Annotated in this window: 17 protein-coding genes; 8 read left to right on the plus strand and 9 right to left on the minus strand. The window is 68.9% G+C overall.

Translation table 11 applies throughout. The annotated features are described in order from the left end of the window. Positions 1–60 precede the first annotated feature (60 nt). Both oxc and PSS76_RS10430 read left to right on the plus strand, forming a co-directional pair. Positions 61–1,743: an oxalyl-CoA decarboxylase gene (gene oxc / locus PSS76_RS10425; protein ID WP_064058688.1), complete on the plus strand. Its 1,683-nt coding sequence runs from the start codon at positions 61–63 to the stop codon at positions 1,741–1,743. Then, a complete protein-coding gene (locus tag PSS76_RS10430) occupies positions 1,740–2,924 on the plus strand; it encodes a CaiB/BaiF CoA transferase family protein (RefSeq protein ID WP_005514554.1) in 1,185 nt (394 codons plus the stop codon). Before oxc ends, PSS76_RS10430 begins: the two co-directional genes overlap by 4 nt. Positions 2,925–2,927: 3 nt before the next feature. Here the strand turns inward: PSS76_RS10430 and PSS76_RS10435 are convergent, their stop codons facing one another. Further along, positions 2,928–4,349: a cellulase family glycosylhydrolase gene (locus PSS76_RS10435; RefSeq protein WP_064078640.1), complete on the minus strand. Its 1,422-nt coding sequence runs from the start codon at positions 4,347–4,349 to the stop codon at positions 2,928–2,930. A 68-nt stretch (positions 4,350–4,417) separates the two neighbouring features. Here PSS76_RS10435 and PSS76_RS10440 point away from each other — a divergent pair, with 68 nt between their 5' ends. Then, complete coding sequence (locus PSS76_RS10440) at positions 4,418–4,999, plus strand: hypothetical protein (RefSeq protein WP_064078641.1); 582 nt, start codon at positions 4,418–4,420, stop codon at positions 4,997–4,999. 259 nt (positions 5,000–5,258) lie between these two features. Further along, positions 5,259–6,035: a histidine phosphatase family protein gene (locus PSS76_RS10445; RefSeq protein ID WP_064078642.1), complete on the plus strand. Its 777-nt coding sequence runs from the start codon at positions 5,259–5,261 to the stop codon at positions 6,033–6,035. A gap of 92 nt (positions 6,036–6,127) precedes the next feature. On the opposite strand, the gene PSS76_RS10450 is transcribed toward PSS76_RS10445, so the two are convergent. After that, positions 6,128–6,355 (minus strand): hypothetical protein, encoded by a 228-nt coding sequence (locus tag PSS76_RS10450; protein ID WP_139809525.1) that lies wholly within the window; start codon positions 6,353–6,355, stop codon positions 6,128–6,130. Between PSS76_RS10450 and PSS76_RS10455 the strand changes: the two genes are divergently transcribed. Further along, complete coding sequence (locus PSS76_RS10455) at positions 6,354–7,262, plus strand: hypothetical protein (RefSeq protein ID WP_084968182.1); 909 nt, start codon at positions 6,354–6,356, stop codon at positions 7,260–7,262. The genes PSS76_RS10450 and PSS76_RS10455 overlap by 2 nt on opposite strands. A gap of 13 nt (positions 7,263–7,275) precedes the next feature. Here PSS76_RS10455 and PSS76_RS10460 read toward each other — a convergent pair whose 3' ends face one another. Then, complete coding sequence (locus tag PSS76_RS10460; protein ID WP_231849572.1) at positions 7,276–8,220, minus strand: alpha/beta hydrolase; 945 nt, start codon at positions 8,218–8,220, stop codon at positions 7,276–7,278. A 164-nt stretch (positions 8,221–8,384) separates the two neighbouring features. Beyond that, positions 8,385–10,316, minus strand: coding sequence for a flavin-containing monooxygenase (locus tag PSS76_RS10465; protein ID WP_337456171.1), 1,932 nt, complete (start codon positions 10,314–10,316; stop codon positions 8,385–8,387). 235 nt (positions 10,317–10,551) lie between these two features. On the opposite strand from PSS76_RS10465, the gene PSS76_RS10470 reads away from it, so the two are divergent. Beyond that, positions 10,552–11,487 (plus strand): SDR family NAD(P)-dependent oxidoreductase, encoded by a 936-nt coding sequence (locus PSS76_RS10470; RefSeq protein ID WP_205316538.1) that lies wholly within the window; start codon positions 10,552–10,554, stop codon positions 11,485–11,487. A gap of 27 nt (positions 11,488–11,514) precedes the next feature. After that, complete coding sequence (locus PSS76_RS10475; protein WP_013415335.1) at positions 11,515–12,441, plus strand: alpha/beta hydrolase; 927 nt, start codon at positions 11,515–11,517, stop codon at positions 12,439–12,441. A gap of 3 nt (positions 12,442–12,444) precedes the next feature. Here the strand turns inward: PSS76_RS10475 and PSS76_RS10480 are convergent, their stop codons facing one another. Further along, entirely contained in the window at positions 12,445–13,041 is a 597-nt protein-coding gene (locus PSS76_RS10480) for a TetR/AcrR family transcriptional regulator (RefSeq protein ID WP_013415334.1), read from the minus strand. Between the two features lie 56 nt (positions 13,042–13,097). Here PSS76_RS10480 and PSS76_RS10485 point away from each other — a divergent pair, with 56 nt between their 5' ends. Continuing rightward, the gene (locus tag PSS76_RS10485) at positions 13,098–14,219 is read left to right on the plus strand and encodes a winged helix DNA-binding domain-containing protein (RefSeq protein ID WP_337456172.1); all 1,122 of its coding nucleotides are present in this window, start codon (positions 13,098–13,100) and stop codon (positions 14,217–14,219) included. Positions 14,220–14,228: 9 nt separating this feature from the next. Here the strand turns inward: PSS76_RS10485 and PSS76_RS10490 are convergent, their stop codons facing one another. Genes PSS76_RS10490 through PSS76_RS10505 form a run of 4 tightly spaced genes read right to left on the minus strand, consistent with a single transcriptional unit; the run spans position 14,229 to position 18,704 of the window. After that, positions 14,229–14,882, minus strand: a complete 654-nt coding sequence (locus tag PSS76_RS10490) for a hypothetical protein (RefSeq protein WP_005514573.1) — start codon at positions 14,880–14,882, stop codon at positions 14,229–14,231. Further along, positions 14,870–16,609 (minus strand): FAD-dependent oxidoreductase, encoded by a 1,740-nt coding sequence (locus PSS76_RS10495; RefSeq protein WP_005514574.1) that lies wholly within the window; start codon positions 16,607–16,609, stop codon positions 14,870–14,872. The genes PSS76_RS10490 and PSS76_RS10495 overlap by 13 nt, the downstream gene beginning before the upstream one ends. Next, complete coding sequence (locus tag PSS76_RS10500; RefSeq protein WP_337456173.1) at positions 16,606–18,132, minus strand: flavin-containing monooxygenase; 1,527 nt, start codon at positions 18,130–18,132, stop codon at positions 16,606–16,608. The genes PSS76_RS10495 and PSS76_RS10500 overlap by 4 nt, the downstream gene beginning before the upstream one ends. Continuing rightward, on the minus strand, positions 18,129–18,704 hold the full coding sequence (locus PSS76_RS10505) for a TetR/AcrR family transcriptional regulator (RefSeq protein ID WP_337456174.1): 576 nt from the start codon (positions 18,702–18,704) through the stop codon (positions 18,129–18,131). Before PSS76_RS10505 ends, PSS76_RS10500 begins: the two co-directional genes overlap by 4 nt. Positions 18,705–18,819 lie beyond the last annotated feature (115 nt).

Genomic DNA, 18,819 nt, shown 5'->3' on the forward strand with positions numbered 1-18,819 from the left:
ATACTCGGAGAAGACCGGGCCCCCGCACGGGGCCGAGTCCAGCCGTTCGGGGATGCACCCATGACCGACGTCGAGACTGTCTACGGGAACGAACTCGTCGTCGACGCGCTCGAAAATGTCGGAGTCACAACGATCTACGGCGTCGTGGGGATACCGGTCACCGATCTCGCCCGGACCGCGCAGGCGCGCGGCCTCCGCTACCTCGGGTTCCGCAACGAGCAGGCCGCCGGGCACGCGGCCGCCGCGGCGGGATTCCTCACCGGCCGGCCCGGCGTCTGTCTCACGGTGTCCGCGCCCGGATTCCTCAACGGGCTCGTTGCGCTCGCGAACGCCACCACCGACTGTTTCCCGATGATCCAGATCAGCGGGTCCAGCGAGCGATCGATCGTCGATCTACAGCAGGGCGACTACGAGGAGCTCGACCAACTCGCCACCGCCCGGCCGTTCGCGAAGGCCGCGTACCGTGTCGACTCCCCTGAACTCATCGGGATCGGCGTCGGCCGGGCCTTTCGCGCCGCGGTGTCCGGACGCCCGGGCGGGGTGTACCTCGACCTGCCGGCCCGGATGCTGGCCGCGACCGCGCCCCGCACGCCACGTCCACCGTTGGTCGATCCCGCGCCGCGCCAATTGCCCGCTCCTGAGTCGGTCGAGCGGGCAGTTGCGCTCCTCGAACGCGCCGAGCGTCCCCTGATCCTGCTCGGCAAGGGTGCCGCGTATGCCCGCGCCGACAAGGAGATTCGCGCGTTCGTCGAGGCAACCGGCGCCCCGTTCCTGCCGATGTCGATGGCCAAGGGGCTGCTGCCCGACGACCATCCGCAGGCCGCGGCCGCGGCCCGCTCGCTGGTGCTCGGCAGCGCCGACGTGGTGGTGCTCGTCGGCGCGCGGCTCAACTGGATGCTCGAGCACGGCCGCTCGCCCCGGTGGTCCCCCGACGCCCGGTTCGTCCAGCTCGACGTCTGCCCCACCGAGTTCGACAGCAACCGGCCGATCGCCGCCCCGGTTGCCGGCGACATCGCGTCCTCGATGACGGCGCTGCTGGCGGCGTTGCGGCCCGGCGCGGTCACGCCGTCGCCGGAGTGGCTCGCCGAGATCGCGGCGAAGAAGCAGGCGAACACCGCGAAAATGGAGGCGCGGCTGCGCGCCGACGTGCATCCGATGAACTTCGCCGTCGCGCTGCGCGCGGTACGGGACGTCCTCGCCGCCCATCCCGACGTGATCGTCGTCAGCGAGGGCGCGAACACCCTCGACAACGCACGCAACATCATTCCGATCCACCGGCCACGCCACCGCCTGGACACCGGGACGTGGGGCGTGATGGGCGTGGGTCTCGGATACGCGATCGCGGCGGCCGTCGAGACCGGGTCGCCGGTGGTCGCGATCGAGGGCGACAGCGCGTTCGGGTTCAGCGGCATGGAGATCGAGACGATCTGCCGGTACCGACTGCCCGTCGTCGTGCTGGTGTTCAACAACGGCGGCGTGTACCGGGGCGACGAGATCAACACGCACTCGGCCGATCCGGCGCCGACGGTGCTGCTGCACTCGAGCCGGTACGACACGCTGATCGAGGCGTTCGGCGGCGTCGGGTACCACGCGGAGACGCCCGACGAGGTGGCCGCGGCGGTGCGGTCGGCACTGGCGTCGGGTGAGCCCGCACTCCTCGACTGCGTGATCGACCCGGCCGACGGCACCGAGAGCGGCCACCTGCAGAAGCTGAACCGTCCGGCGCACGAGGAGGAGCCATGACCGAACACGATCCCGGCGGACATCTCGACCCCACCAAACCGCAGGCGCTCGAGGGCATCACGGTCGTCGACTTCACCCATGTGCTCGCCGGACCGACCTGCACGCGGATGCTCGCCGACGCGGGTGCCCGGGTCATCAAGATCGAGCGCCCCGGGATCGGCGACGACACCAGGCAGATGGGCCCGTTCGCCGACGACGGCAGCTCGGAGTACTACCGGCTGGCGAACGTCGGCAAGGAGAGCATCGCGCTGAACCTGAAGGACGCCGACGACATGGCGTTGGTGCGCTCGATGATCAAGCACGCCGACGTGGTGGTGGAGAACTTCCGCCCGGGCGTGATGGCGCATCTCGGTCTCGCGCCGGACGACCTGGTAGCCGAGCATCCGCGACTGATCGTCTGTTCGATCTCCGGGTTCGGCCAGTACGGGCCGATGCATCAGGAATCGGCCTACGACACCGTTATCCAGGCGCTGTCGGGGATCATGGACGCCACCGGATGGCCGGACGGCCCGGCCACCCGGGTGGGCACCTCGATCTCGGACATCACCGCCGGCATCATGGGGTACTGCGGAATCCTCACCGCCCTCGTCGCCCGGGATCGGACGGGGCGCGGCACCACAGTGGACATCGCGATGCTCGACAGCACGTTCTCGTTGATGGAGCACGGGCTCATGGATGCCCTCGGCCCCCGGGTACGCCCCACTCGTCTGGGGAACCGGCACCCGTTCATGTATCCGTTCGACACGTTCGAGTGCAGCGACCGCCCGATCGCGATCGCGGTCGGCAACGACCACCTCTTCGAACTCATGTGCGGCGCAATGGGCCTCACCCACCTACCCGAGGACACCCGGTTCGCCACCAACGTCGACCGCTGCGCCAACCACACCGACCTCAAGACCGCGATGGAGGATGTGCTGCGCACCGACACCGGCGAGGCGTGGCGGGGCCGCCTCATCGAGGCCGGTGTGCCGGTCGGAATCGTCCTCAACGTCGACGACACCCGCAAACTCGACCAGATCGCGGTCCGCGGAATGATCAAGAACGTGGGCGGGTTCGACGTTCCGGGCACACCGCTGAAGTTCGGGACATGGGATTCGCTCGGGGCGACGATCCCGTCACCCGAACTCGACGACTGCGGCGACATGCTGCGCACGGAGTTCGCGCCGCGTCCCGATGCGTGACGGTCAGCCGCGCGGTGTGACGGTGACCGTGACCTCCTGCCGGGTGGCCGGCGCGCGCAAGGTCAGGATTCGGGTCTCGGGATTCCAGTTTGCAACGTGCGCACCGTCGACGTCGGGACCGTCCGGGAAGGTGCGCACCGGCAGGTACACCTCGGTGGGTGCAGTGATCGACAGGTTCGGCACATAGGAGAATTCGAGGCGGTCCGCGTCGGCCGCCCATCGGACGGGTTGCCCGGCGATCGCCCGCGGGTACGGCTCGTCCAGCGCCCCAACGAGGTTACGCTCGGCGCCGTCCTCCTCGTACGGACCCCAGGGCCCGGGGTCCCGCGACCAGTAGGAGACACCGGCGCCCATGTCGCGGGCGGTGTCGTAGATCCGGTTCACGTAGTCCAGGGCACCCGGAAGCGTGGTGTCGAGTCCGAACTCTCCCAGGATGATCGGCGCGTTCCCGAGGTCGGCGGCGGTGCGCAGGACGTTGCCGCGCCATGCGTCGATCGTCGCGTCCACCTGGGTCCGGGAACTGCCGGTATATCCGCCGCCGAGATCCATCGGCAGCGGGTAGATGTGCGGGCAGTACGCGACGCGCTGCTCGCCGTCACGGGCGTCGTCGATGGGGCGCAGTCCGCTGGGCGTGCCCCAGTTAGTGCCCATCGCCTGCGGGGCGACGCACACCCAGGTGTCCTGGTCGACTTCGCGGATCGCGTCGGACGTCTTCTGGTACAGCGCCGTCAGCGGCCCGGCCTCGAACGCCGGCCCCTGCAGGGTGCCGCCGTACGGCTCGTTCATCAGGTCGTACGCGACCACCGCGGGGTTGCCGGCGAAACGTTCGGCGACCGCGCGCCACGCGTTCGCGTAGTGGTCGGTGAGTTCCGGATGCTTGCCGGTGGTGTTCCAGAAGTTGTCGAACGCCCGGATCACGCCGGGCTCGAGGTAGTACATCTCCCACATGTCGTTGTCGCCCACGGGCAGCCCGTCCAGGTACGTCGCCCACGCCGGCGCTCCGTTGCCGTTCTGTCCGCTCGGGGTGATGGCGCTCGAGTACAGGTCCTGGTGCATGTCGAGCATGACGCTGTAGCCGCGTTCGGCGTACCAGTCGACGCGTTCGGCGACGCGGTCCAGATACTCCTGGCTGTACACACCGGGTTCGGGTTCCACCGACCGCCACGAGATGAGGAACCGCACGAAGTTGGTGCCCATGTCGGTGTGCTCGCGGTCGAGGTCCGCCTCGGTGAACGTCGGCATGCCGTCCGGCGTGCTCTTGGCGCTCGATGCGGTGTTGAAGCCGTTGAGGATCAGCGCACGGCCGGCGTCGTCGGTGAGGTACGCGGTCGACTGTGCCGGGTCCGCCCGGAGCGCGGCACCGATGCCCCCGGCGAGGACCAGTGCCCCGACGGCCGCCAAGGACAGCACCCTCACACGTCCCACCGCTCCACCACTCACTTTCGCACGCAAAACCTGGACGATCGTCCTACTTACTGGGCTAATGTTGCGCCATGTCTGTCCAGTCCGGGGCGTTTTCGGCAAGGCCGCTGATCCAGCGGATCGCGGCGGGTCCGTGGCCCGCGACCGCGACGCTCGTCCTCGCGTCGATCCTGTTCGGCACGTGGTCGATCACCGGCCGGGTCCTCACGTTCACCCCGGAGTTGCTGATCCCCAGCGCGATCGGGTGGCCGTTCGGGATCCCTCCGCTGCGCCTGTTCCCATTGGGCGACACCACGTGGACGTTCTGGTTCGTTGACGTCGCCGCCGCCCTCGTGATGATCGCGACGGCCTGGTTCCGGTTGTCCGCGAGCCGGCGCCGCCCGTTCCTCGCCGGCCTGCTCGCCACCATGCTCGGTGTCGCGGTCGGCAACCTCGTGCGCATCGTGTATCTCAGCTTCGAGACCCATCAGGGCCTCGGAACGTACGTCCTCGCAGTCATTCTCGGCCTGGTCGTCTCGGCGCTGTGGGGCGCCGCCGTCGGGCTTGTCGTCGGGCTGGCGCACCTGCTCGACGACCGGCTCCGACGTCCCGTCGAACCGGTGCCGGCGAAGACTCGGGCCGCGCGGCCTCGCGTCAGGGCCGGATCGCGCTGAGCCGGAGCGTCACCGACCATCAGTCGGTACGACATGGTGGTGATCGACCGGACCGTCCGGGGCGTCCGCAGCCGCCAATCGCATCGGCCGCACCGTCTGCTGGTTCACCTGATGCGCCCGCAGATTCACGCGCGGTCCGGCGTGCGCGGGCTCCCATTGGATGGGAGACCCCGTAGTCGGTCCCGACCACGAGCTGCTTCTGTGATCTTCGACACCCCGCAATTCGGTTCTTTGGCACACCTGAAGCGGGGTCCCCCCGATGAAAGGCTTTCTCACCATGCGAATCCGACCTCTCCGGCTGTCCGTTGCGGTGATGGCGACCGCGGTCGCGGCCACAACCGCTGCCACCGGCGTCGCGTCCGCCGACATCTCCTTCGGAAGTTTCGGAGGCAGCTTCGGCAGCAGTTTCGGCAGCAGCGACGGCGATATGGTCATCACCCTGGTGCGCCACGCCGAGTCCGCCGGCAACCTCTCCGGACTGGTCGACACCAAGGTGCCCGGACCCGATCTGACGCCACGTGGCCGGACGCAGGCCGACAATCTGGCCGTCCAGCTGGCCGACCAGAATTTCGACTGCGGCTTCGCGTCCAACATGGTGCGTACCGCGCAGACTGCGGCACCGACCGTCGCCGAGCACGACCTGAGCCTCGACATTCAGCCCGGTTTCCGGGAGATCGAGGCCGGCGACTACGAGGGCACCCCGGAGGCCGAGGCGCTGTCCGGTTACCTGCAGGCGCCGATCAAGTGGCTCTCCGGCGACCTGAACGCACGGATTCCAGGCTCCATCGACGGCAACGAGTTCGACGACCGATTCGATGAGGCACTGCTCGATGTGCAGCGCCGCGGCTGCACCAATCCGGTGATCTTCTCGCATGGCGGCACGATCATGTTCTGGTCCATGATGAACGCCGACAACGCCGACATGAGCAAGCTCGGCACCGATCCGATGCGTAACGGCGGCCACGTCACCCTCGAAGGCAGCCCGCAGAAGGGCTGGACGATCGTCGACTGGGTCGGCCACCCGGACCTCGGCTGATTCACCCCTTCCGCGCCCCGGTCGTCATCGGCACAATCGATGGCACCGGGGCGCAGTCGTATCCCGGCCGGGTGTGCTGCCTCGCCTCGCGGTCAGCGGCTGTCGAGGACGTCGAGCAGCAGCCGCAACACCTCGACCTCCTCACGCAGTTTGCCGACACCGTGAGCGGTGATCCGGATCCAGGAACGGACGCGACGACCGGTGTACTCGCGGCGCACCTCGACGCAACCGGCCCCGAGCACCAGAAGGTTCGGCGCGCCGAACGAGCAGTCGGAGCGCCACATGACGTATGACCCCGCGGTGTGAGAGCGTCTCGACATGGGGAGAACCAACACCTGGCCGGTGCTCGACCGCGGGACGCGACTGTGGTGGAGGACAGTTGGCCGCCGCATCGATCCCGAAGGCGAGCACGCGTGGCTGGCCGCGCCGGTCTCCGGGCGCGGCACCGTCGCCGACCGTTGGCTCCCCGCCGAGGCCGAACGCATCGGCGGTCGGATCGACCGCGACCCCGACCCGCGGTCCGGGCTACTGCCCAGTCTGGACGCTCTGGCCGGTCCCGGCTTCGATCCGGCAGCGGTGCATCCGGCGCTCCGAGACTTCTACGAACACACCTCGGCGTGGCGAATGGACGCGTGGACGAAGTGGTCTCGCGGATTCGCCGGACCGGGGGCCGTGATCGAGTCGCTGTACGGCAAACGCCTGCAGCAGCTCGCGCTACCCGTGGATGCCCTGGCCGTCGCACACGGCGTCGACAGCGAGATCGTGCGGATCGTCGGACCGGACGGCACGCACGCCGGGTCGGCGTGGCTCCGTACTCTGCGCAAGACCGGCGACTACATGTTCAGCGGTTACTACCGGGTCGGCCGGCTTCCCCGGCACGATCAGCCCAGCGTCCATGTGAGCTTCCCTCTCGAGCAGGGAAATGTTCAGGTGTACCTTCGCCCGTCGAACGGACCGGACGGCGCGATGACGCTGTCGTCACCGCCCGGGCCGTTCGGCGACGACGGTGCGTACGTCATGGTGATCGACGACGGACGGACGTATGCCGCCCGCGTGCCGGTGCACGAGGAATTCCGGCTCTACGTCGACGACGAGGGCATCGCCCGGACGGACCATGTCCTGAAGCTGTGGGGCGCCACGGCTGTTCGCCTGCACTACCGCCTGGTTCCGGTCCCCGACGCGCACTCGATCTCGGCCACTACCCGAGTGGTAAGCGAGCCCGAGTGACAGGCCCGACCGGTCAGTCGGGGACCGCGAGGGCCGACTTCAGACCGAGGTGCATGTCCTCGCGCGTCCGATCGGAGACCGAGATTCCTGGAAATCCGTTGGAACCGTGAAACGTTCCCGGTCGGTGGTGCAATTCCACGGGCACCCCGGCCCGCATCAGGCGGAGCGCGTATTCGATCGCCTCGTCACGAAGCGGATCGACTTCGTTGGCCGAGATCCACGCCGGGGGCAGTCCCGAGACGTCGGCCGCGCGCGCCGCGGCAGCGTACGACGGGGTGTCCGCCGACCAGTCGCCGAGATAAAATTCCCAGCCCAGGACCGCTTGCCTGTAGGTCCACAGCGGCGTGTCGGTGAACTCGCGTATGGACGCGGTCTCCACGCGGTCGTCGAGCATCGGATTGTCCAGCACCTGGTACACGAGCCTGGGGCCGTTCTCGTCGCGCGCCCGCAGTGCAAGTGCCGCGGCCAGTCCGGCGCCGGCGCTGACACCGCCGATCGCCAGCCGCGACGGATCTACCCCGAGTTCGTCGCCGTGCTCGGCGACCCACGTCAGTGCTGCAGAGCAGTCGTCGAGCCCTGCCGGATACGGATGCTCAGGCGCCAACCGGTATTCCACGCTGACGACGACGCACCCCACCACGTCCGCGATCTCGACGCAGGCACGCTCGGATGCCTCGATCTCGCCGAAGACGTAGCCACCGCCATGGAACCACACGAGCGCCCCCACCTCGGACGAGACCCCGCCCGGGGTGTAGAGCCGGACCGGCACGTCCGGCGCACCGGCCGGCCCCGGGACGAGACGGTCGACCACTGCCATGCCCTCCGGTCGGTCGACCGCCGCAGCGAGTTCGGTCGCACGGATCCGCTGGCGGCTTCGAAACGCCACCGGCTCGGTGATGTCCACCCGAGGGAGCGCGGGGATCAGGGGACGAAGTTCGGGGTGGATGCGATCGATCAACGCGGGCTCCCTGGTATCTCGGAACGGCATGCTCAGCGACGGCGCTGTAGCTCGACACGCCCCCACAGTAGAAACGGGCGACCCGGGTCAGAACCGATCCACCCACCGAGCGGGACGACCAGCCGAATACCCGCCTCTTCATCGCGAGATCGACTGGCTTGGGGCTACCGCAACACGAAGTGCTCCTCGATCGGCGTGCGATGCTGCTGCCACACATCCACCAGCCGCCACGGGCTCGCGACGATCACGCGTCCGCTGTCGTTGCGGTAGTAGGTGTGGGCACTGGGCGTGTGCCGCCACACGGTGTTCTCCATCGCCCGGTCGATCTCGTCGACGTACGCCTCGTAGGCCTCCCGGGTGGGTTCGAGCGACCGGGCGCCACGCTCGGCCAACAGATGCAGGCATTCCGTGAAGTAGTGCACTGCGACCTCGATACCGAAGTTGTTTCCGGCGCCGTGACTAGGGTTCGTGTTCGGTGCCGACGTGACGAACAGATTCGGAAAGCCCGGGACGGTCCCCCCGCGGTACGCCCGCGGGTTGCCCGACCATTCGTCGACGAGCGCACGCCCGTCACGACCACGAATGTCCATGGTGGACAGGAAGTCCAGATGAAAGCCCGTCGCGTACACGATGACGTCCACCTCCACGAGGGCGCCGTCCGGTGTCACGATGCCCTCGGGCACGATCCGGGCGGGCTCGGTCACGAGTACGTCGACGTGGTCGCGCGTGAGCGCCGCATAGTAGCCGCCCGGGTCGCGGATGATGCGCTTGCCGAACGGCGCGAAGTCGGGCGTCACCTTCGCGGCCAGGTCCGACCCGGCACCGAAGGTGCGGTCGATGTATGCGAGGCAGTCCTGCAGCAACATGTCGTTGGCGCGGGAGATCGACAGGTGCGTCGGCGCCCATTCCGGGTCGACGATCACCACCGGGTAGGCGCTGTCCGCGGACCCCCAGAAGGCTTTGAGCCGCAGCCAGTTCGCATAGAACGGGACGTGCCGGGACAACCACCGGTGGTGTGCCGGGACAGCGTCGCTGTCACGCTTACGCGGCGCTACCCAGTGGGGTTGGCGCTGGAACAGCGTCAGATGTGCGACGTCGTCGACGATGGAGTCGACGATCTGCGCAGACGTGCAGCCGGCCCCGATCACCGCAACCCGCTTGCCGGTCAGGTCGAGTTCAGGATCCCACTCCCCCGAGTGGACGCTGACGCCCGCGAAGGAGTCTCGTCCCTCGACCCGTGGGAACTGCGGCCGGTTGAGATAACCGAGCGCGGTCACCACCGTCGCCGCGTGCGTCACCGATACGGTGCCGTCCGCAGCGCGCGCATGGACGGCCCACCGGTGCTCCGTCTCGTTCCAGACGAGCGACTCGACCGTGGTCCCGAAGCGGGTGTGGCGGCGTATCCCGTGCTTGTCGACGACCGCCTGCAGGTAGGCCTGATACTCGCCGCCCTTCGGGTAGTAGCTGGTCCAGTCCGAATTCAGCTCGGAGGACAACGAGTAGTACGACGACGGAGTGTCGACCCCGACACCGGGGTACGTCTGGACGAGCCACGTGCCGCCGAGTTCGTCGTTGCGTTCGAGAATTTCGTACGAAACACCTTCCCGTTCCGCGGCCATCGCAGCCGCGATTCCGGCGAGCCCACCTCCGACGATTGCGACGTCCAGGGTGCGAGGCAGCGGCACGGTGCGCGGCAGCACCGGCTGCGCCGGGTGGAATCCTCCCTGCTCGAGGAGCATGGGCAGGAACTCGTCGCCGGGCGCCACCCCGAGCGCCAGCGGAACGAGCCGGGCGAAGAGTTCCGGGTCGTCCGGCGCGAGGCCGGGTGCCTTGCCGACGGCCAGCGCCACAGTCAGCTCCGCGACGATCGCGGCGGCCGTGGCGTGGTCTGTGACGCCGGCCATCTCGGGCGCATCCGGTACGTGGGAGATCGCGCCTTCGTACCGATCGAGTACGCCGATGTCCCCCGTGACCTGTGCCAGCACCGCCAGCAGCACGGCCGGGTCGGCCGACCGCAGCCGGTCCGCGAGGGCTCCGTCATCGGCAGGCGAGCAGTCGTCGTCCGTAGCGGCGGGAGCGGCGGTGCTGGATGTCATCGAAATCTCCTTGCAGGACGGGTGGTCCGGGGCGGAACTCGCACAGCGCCCGCGCGATCCGGCTCGCGGTGACGTTCCTCGGGACAGTAGGCCACGGCAAACCGCCTGTCCATACCTTCATCCCATTTACCAGACTCTCAGTCTGGTTTTTTGCTCGAACGTCTACCCTCGAGCCGTTTCGTCGGCTACCGTCCGATCCGTACCCCTCCGAGCCCAGCGAAAGGCGTTGCCGGCCATGAATGAACTTCGATTCGACGGACAGGTTGCACTCGTCACCGGCGTGTCCACCTTCGGGCTGGGCCTCACGTACGCGCGCACGCTCGCCGCGCGGGGTTGCGCGGTGGTGGTCAACGACCTCGGGCGCGATTGGGCCGGCGGCTCCAACGCCCCCGCAACCGACGAGGCCGTGCGCCTGATCGAGAGCGACGGCGGGACGGCGACGGGCGTGACCGGTGACGTCGTGACCGAGGCGGATCGCATCGTGCAGGCCGCGGTGGACACCTTCGGTCGCCTGGACATCGTCGTCAACAACGCCGGAGCCGGCGGTGACTTCGATACCTTGGTGGACGTGCACCTGCGCGGCGCGCACCGCGTCACCGGGGCCGCCTGGCCGCACCTGTCCGCCTCGGGCGACGGACGGATCCTCAACATCTCGTCGAACGGAAGCTACGGCGCCCCCGCGATGCCCGGTTACGCGGCCGCGAAGGGCGCGATCCTCTCCTTGACGCGAACGCAGGCGATTCTCGGGAAGCGAATCGGTGTGCGCTCCAACGCGATCCTCCCCGCGGCCTGGACCCGTTCCACCGCCGGCATCGAGCAGCCCGGATTCGGGGAGTTCCTGCAGGCGCACTTCCCACCCGAGGCGGTCGCGGCGTTCGCCGCGTATCTCCTGCACGCCGACACCACACTCACCGGCGAGGTATTCGCGGTGGGCGGCGGGCTGGTCTCTCGGGTGGTGCAGGCCGAGACACCGGGGGCCCTCACCGACGAACACACCCCGGAAGCGTGGTCCGCGCTCATCGACGAGGTGATGACGCCGGGGACCATGACTGTGTCGAAATCACTGTGGTCCCAGCTCGATTCGTTCGTCTCCCGCATGGATCCCCGGACCCGCGCCGACTGGGAGGCAGTCAAGGTCGCCCCCGACGTCGACGGCAAGGTCACGGCCTGAATTTCCGGATCCGAGAGGACAACGCCCATGCTCGAGCTCGACCCCGACGTCGCCGCCTACCTCGGCACCCGTGAGGACTGGGTACCGATGCACGTGGCAGGCGTGCAGGCTGCCCGCACCGCCTTCGAGTCGCTGCCGCAGCGACCGGGCCCGGACATGCACCGGGTCGAGGACCGCGTCGTCGACGGCCCGCACGGACCGCTCCGCCTGCGGATCTACCACCCGGTCGACGCACCGGACCTGCCCGCGCTCGTGTACTTCCACGGGGGCGGTCTCGTCATCGGCAGCATCGACAGCTTCGATCGGCTCGCCCGTCTCCTGGCCGTGGCGTCGGGCGCAGTCGTGGTGAGCGTCGACTACCGGCTCGCTCCGGAACACCCCTACCCGGTGGCCACCGACGAGGCGTACTTCGCGACGCAGTGGGTGGCCGGCAACGCCGCCGGCCTCGGTATCGACGGAGATCGGATCGCGGTCGCCGGCGACAGCGCCGGCGCGACTCTCGCCGCCGGGGTGACCTTGCAGACCCGCGACGAGGGCGGGGCGCCGTTGGTGTTCCAGCTGCACATCTACGCGGGCATCGACCGCGACGACACCAGACCGTCGGTGCTCGAGTTCGCGGACGGCCCGATCATCACCGCCGGCGACTTCGCGTGGACGAAGAACCTGTATCTCGGTGACGATCCCAGCCGGGACCACCCGTACGGCGTGCCGAGCCTGGCAGCGGATCTGACGGGCCTGCCGGCGGCGATCGTGGTCACGGCGTCGCACGATCCCAGCCGCGACGGCGCCGAGGAATACGCACACCGCCTCCGGGACGCAGGGGTCCAGACCGCCGTTCTGCGGTATCCCGGTGTGGCGCACGGCTTCCTGATGCATGCCGATCTCCATGCCCGGGCGCGGCTGGCGCTCGCCGAGATCGGCGGCATCATGCGGGCCAAGTTCACGTACGGCTGAGCGCTACTCCGACCGCAGTGCCGCGCACCAGACGTCGGTGAGCGTGTCGATCGCGCCGTCGCGATCGACACGCCACCCGCGCACCATCCACGTGTTGAGGAACAGCTCGAGCCCACTGATGAGCAACAGCGCGCGCCGCTCGACGTCGGCGGCGTCGAACCGGCCCCACAACACAGTGTTCGCGGTGAGCGCCGCGACGAAGCGGCGGTGGTAGTCGAGGTAGAAGTCGTCGAACCGGACCACCCCGGCCGACTGGACGCGGAGCCTGTCTCCGCTCGCCTCCCACGCCTCGACGACGCGCCCCACCCAGGCACGGATCGTCGGTCGCGACCAGTCGTCCAAACCACCGAAATCGCGGTACAGCGCCTCGGCGCGGTCCCAGACCTCGACGACGATCTCGTGGGCGATGGCGTCCTTGCTCGGAAAGTACGAGTACAGCGTGGCACGGCTCGCGCCGGCCGCCTTGGCGATGTCGTCGATGGTCGTCTCGCGAAATCCCCGCTCGCCGATCAGCCGCGCTGCGGTGTCCAGCAGGTGTGCCCGGCTCCGCTGCTTCTGTAACGCGCGCAGGGACGGCTTCTCGCCGGGTTCGGTTTCCATACTCGCAGTCTAGTGTCCGCGCGCGTTTGTCCGTGACCGCCCTTACACTCACCGCTATGACCGTGGAAGTGACCCGCGCGCAGGTGCTCTCGTACCGGTGGCATGTCCAGCAACTCGATCGTCCCCCCGGTTCCGCGCAGGGCCCCACCGACTGCGATCTTCTCGATCTCGGGATTCAGAACACCGGTCCCGACGGCGCGGCGTGGGCGCTCCACCTGCGGGGCACGCCGCCGGGCACCTCGGACGACCTCGCACTCGCCTGGACGCTGCGCGGAGCACCGCACCGGTACCGGCGCGCGGACCTGTCGGCGGTCGCGGTCGCCACCGCTCCACTGTCCGACGCGGACGCCGCCAAGCGCATCTTCGACGCCAACCGTCCGCTGAAGGCCGCGGGGATACCGACCTTCGACGCGCTTCGGGCGGTGGCTGCCGAGATGCGCGACATCGTCCGGCAGCCCACCGTGAAGGGCGAGATGTCGTCGGCACTCACGGCGCGAATGGACGAGCCCTACCTGCGCTTCTGCCGTCCATGCAATGCGACGCACATGTACGAGATGCCGTTTCGGCTCGCGGCGCTGCAGGCCGGTCTGGAACTGCGGCCCGAGACCTCACCGCCGGTGCTCGAACGGATCCCCGGATGGCGGGGCAAACCTTACGCACGCACCGCCGCGGAGGCCGACGCCCGCTTCGACGTGATCCGCGGCTACCTGAGGTTCTTCGGTCCGACCGATCCCAAGGCAACCGCGTCGTACATCGACGCTCCGGTGAAGGACGTCAAGGCGCACTGGCCGTCCGACGTCACCGAAGTGTCGGTCGACGGCACCCCGAGGTGGATCCTGACCGAAAGCCTCGATGCGCTCCTCGGGCCGCCCGCCGACGCTTCGGTTCGCCTGCTCGGGCCGTTCGACCCGTACCTGCAACTGAAGGATCGCGAACTACTCGTACCCGATGAGGACAATCGAAAAGCGCTGTGGCCCACGCTCGGCCGCCCCGGTGCCGTCGCCGTCGGTGGCGAGATCGTCGGCCTGTGGCGGCCGCGCACTTCAGGGAAGAAGCTGACGGTGGAGGTGACAGCATGGGAGAAACTGCCGGCGCGGACCAAGGCCGCGATCGAGGAGCAGGCCGACACGCTGGCTGCGTTCCGCGGTCAGTCTGCCGGCGCCGTGACGGTGCTGTGAATCGCCCCGTCACCCGCGCGTCACGCGTGCCGGTCCGGTGCTCATCACGCCGGATTCGATGACGATCCCAGGGTGCGGCCCCGGCCGCATCCACTGTCCGAGCGTGGGGCCGGTGGCGTCCACCGCGACCCGCGCACCACGGAACCTTCCGCGCAGCCGTGCGCGAGCCCGTGCGACACCGCCGTCCGGCAACGGCTGCGCGAACCCGAGCGCACCCACGATCGGTAACGAGGGCCCGAATGATCGCGCTGTGGTCCGCACTTCCCAACCGTCGGCGCTCGCGGTGAACGTGCCCGTGACATCCCCGTCGAAAGTGGCGAGCACCTTCGGCAGATGCCAGTGCTCTCGTCCGCCGTGGACCGACGGTTCGGAGTCGACTGCGATGAACGGGACCGCCATCGACGGAAGGACACCGGCGCGAAGGGACGGCGCCCGGAGAACGGGACTGGCAAGGATCTCGCGGTACGGACCGACCGGCGACTCGAGGTAGTCGACCATCATCGCGAGTGTGACGGGCAGTGCGCGGCCCCCCGGCCCGAACGATGCCGCTTCGGGCGTCGCGCGATGCCACCACAGGGTGGCCCGGACCTTCGCCGGCCACGGCGGCGGCGGACTGATCGGCCAGTCCTGCCGGAGGTGTTCGCTCTCAGTCACGCTCCACACGGACGTTCCCCTCTCTCGTGGCGATCTCCGGCTGCGGACGAATGGCTCACCGGGGACACGGGCAGACGCAGCGCGCCCGGCGCCTCCGGCGGCACGGTGGGGTGCGCCGGGACAACCGGCGCGACCGCCTCGTACGGCGCGTCGAGGTCGGGACGAGAGTCGTTCTCGCCCTTGTTGGGCCACAGAGCCATCGCACGTTCGGCCTGCGCGGTGATCGTCAGCGACGGGTTGACGCCGAGGTTCGCGCTGACGACCGAACCGTCCACGACGTGGAGCCCCTCGTGCCCGTACGCCCGTAGGTACGGGTCGACCACGCCGGTCGCGGCACTGTCCCCGATGGTGCAACCGCCGAGGAAGTGCGCCGTCATCGGGATGTTCACCAGATCGAGCAGTGACCCGCCCGCGTCGCCCCCGATCCGCTCCGCCACGCGGCGGATGACCTCGTGCCCCACCGGGATCCACTCGGGTGGTGGCGCCCCCGGACCCGGACGGCTGGTGAGTCTGCGCCGGCCGAACAGACCCTTCTTGCCGGCGAGCTCGAGCGAGTTGTCGTCGGTCTGCATGACCAGTGCGATCACCGTGCGCTCGGACCAGTGCCGCACCGACAGCGTCCGCAGGAAGGCGCCCGGGTTCCGCAGCGCCACTCCCACTGCCCTCAGCGGTCGGGGCACGCGTCCGCCACCGTCGGTGAGAAGCGCCTGCAGCAACCCGATCACGTTGCTGCCCTTGCCGTATCGAACGGGCTCGATATGGGTGTGATCGTCGGGATGGAACGAGGACGTGATGGCCACCCCGTGCGTGAAGTCCACCGACCGCGTTCTCGCGGCCGCAGCGAGCACCGCTTCCGAATTCGTCCGCACCACGGCGCCCAGTCGGGGCGACAGCTTCGGAAGTAGGCCACGATCGCGCATGGACAACAGCAGTCGGGCGGTCCCGTAGGTGCCTGCGGCGACGACGACCTGGTCGGCGGTGAACGTGGCGCGCGGTCTCCGAATCCCGCCCGTGACGCGGCCGGTGACCGTGTAGCCACCGCCGGCGCGCGGGCGCACCTCCTCCACCGTGGTCATGGGGTGGATGGTCGCTCCGGCGCGTTCGGCGAGGTACAGGTAGTTCTTCACGAGGGTGTTCTTGGCTCCGACGCGGCACCCGGTCATGCAGCTTCCGCACTCTGTGCAACCGGTCCGGTCCGGGCCGGCACCGCCGAAGAAGGGGTCCGGGACACGTGCGCCGGGTTCACCGAAGAACACCCCTACCGGCGTGGATGTGAACGTCTGCCCGACGCCCAGTTCCTCTGCGACCGAACGCATCACCTCGTCGGCGGCGGTGAAGGTCGGGTTCTCCCGGACGCCGAGCATTCGTTCGGCCTGCTCGTAGTAGGGCGCGAGTTCACGCTCCCAATCGGTGATGTGACCCCACGGGGATTCGCGGAAGAATGCGGCCGGAGGCCGGTAGAGCGTGTTGGCGTAGTTGAGGGATCCACCACCCACACCGGCACCGGCCATCACGAGGACGTCCGGAAGCAGATGCATCCGTTGCACGCCGTAGCAGCCGAGCCACGGCGCCCACAGGTACCGCCGCAGCCGCCACGACGTCTGCGGCAGTTCGTCGTCCGCGAAGCGCCGTCCGGCCTCCAGGACACCGACGCGATACCCCTTCTCGGTGAGGCGCAGGGCGGCGACGCTCCCGCCGAAGCCCGAACCGATCACCACCACGTCGTAGTGCGTCATGCGCGCGCCCCCGTGTCCTCGGTCGCCCGGCGGTCCTCGCCCGCGGTGGTCAGTCGGTAGTTCTTCCGGTCGAACCGCCTCGTGCGCCTGCGGAACCGCCACGTGTACGTGGGCCACATCACCGAGTTGCGTCCGCTGGCGTCCAGGTACCAGCTGTCGCAGCCACCGGCGTTCCAGACGGTGCGCGCCAGCTGCGGATCCAGCCCGTCGTTGTAGCGCCGCTGCGCGTCCCCGGTGACCTCGACGGCCGCGGCCCGTTCGTCCCGCATCACCCGCAGTGCGTCGGCGATGTAGGTGGCCTGCGACTCGAGCATGTACACGATCGAGCTGTGTCCGAGGTTGGTGTTGGGCCCGTACATGAGGAACAGATTCGGGAACCCGTGCACCGTCGTGCCGAGATGCGCCGACGGGCTCCCCGACCAATGTTCGGCCAGCGTGCGACCGTCCGCTCCCCGGACGTGCCGCGCGACGGGCGGCTCGGTGGGGGTGAAGCCGGTGGCGAAGATGATTGCGTCGACCGGATACTCGTTGCCCGCGTCGTCGATCACTGCGGTCTCGGTGACAGCGGTCAGGCCCGACGACACCACGGTCACGTCGCGGCGCGTGAGTGTGCGCAGCCAGTCGTTGGAGAGCAGAATCCGCTTGCACGTGATGGTGAACGCCGGCGTCAACGCGGCTCGCAGGCCGTCGTCCGGCACCTGCGCGCGCAGATACGCCTCGGCGCGACGCTGGAACAAGCGCAGTAGCCAGAGTTGGTGCGCCATACCGACGACGTAGCCCTCCTTCTGGGCGTAGACCGCGCCGCGCACGAGCTTCTGGGTGGACGGGAACGCGCGGAACAGGGCGCGTTCGATGCGCGAGACGGCGCGGTCGTGCTTGGGCAGCACCCACGACGCCGTCCGCTGGAACAACGTGAGGTGCTCGACCCGATCGACGATCTCGGGAACGAACTGGATCGCCGACGCCCCCGTACCGATCACCGCGACCCTCTTTCCGGCGAGGTCGTAGCCGTGGTCCCATGTCGCCGAATGGAAGGTTGTACCGGTGAAGGATTCGACGCCCGGCACGTCCGGAAGCTTCGGCGCGGAGAGCGCGCCCGTGGCGGCGACGAGAACGGTCGCGGTGAGATCCCCCCGCCCGGTGCGGACCCGCCACTGCCTGCCGTGGGCATCCCACTGCGCTTCCACCAGTTCACATCCGGTCACCGTCCGGTCGGCCACACCGGTCTGATCGGCCACGCGCCGCAGGTAGGCGTGGATCTCGGACTGCTTGCCGTAGGCGTATCGCCAGTCCGGCTCCGGAGCGAACGAGTAGGAGTACAGGGCGCTGGGTACGTCGCAGGCGCAGCCCGGGTAGGTGTTGTCGCGCCAGGTGCCGCCGACGTCGTCGGCACGCTCGATCACGAGTAGGTCCGCCGCGGGGTCCTCGCGGAGAAGGGTGGCGGCGAGGCCGATACCGCCGAAGCCTGCACCTACGATCAGGGTGTGGACGTGAGCGGGCAGGGTGGTGCGTCCGGTTTTCACTGCGTCACCATCGCTTTCCAGACGGGCAGCAGACGATCACGCAACTGCCGGTCGGCTTCGGGAGTGCGGAACAGCGCGGAGACCGCCAGCCCCCTGGCGATCTCGATACTGAGATCGACGGCGTCCGCGCTCATGCGGTCGCCGACGATCTCGGCGAATCCGAGACGCAGCGCGTCTCCGACCTTGCGCTCGAGCGGAATCATCGCTTCGTGCAGGCCGGGATCGGTGCGGGCGGCGACCCAGAGTTCGAGGGCCGCATAGAAGAGCGGGCCGGTGAACGCCTCGCAGAGCGTCTCGAGCCCGCGGTCGGGATCGGGGCGTGAACGCAGCAGCTCGGCCAGGCGCCTGTCCACCAGATGGCCGACCGCGGCCACGACCAGCGATTCCTTGGTGGGGAACTGGTGCAGCTGGGCGCCCCGCGACACTCCGGCGCGCTTCGTCACGGCCTGGCTGCTGGTGCCGGCGTAGCCCACCTCCACGAGCAGTTCGATGGTGGCGTCGAGGAGCTTTCCGCGGGTCGCGGCACTGCGTTCTGCCTGCGTGCGAGAAGTAGTTGCTATGCCTTGGGTCACATGTCGGACATTATCGGGAAACTTACAAACAGTCCAGACTGTCGGCAAATTTGATGGCACAGAAAGATGGCACAGAAAGCGGACGGCTCGCTCCGCCAAGGCGGAACGAGCCGTC

This window comes from Prescottella sp. D32, from assembly GCF_037287305.1.
In the GTDB taxonomy this organism is placed as follows: Bacteria; Actinomycetota; Actinomycetes; order Mycobacteriales; family Mycobacteriaceae; genus Prescottella; species Prescottella equi.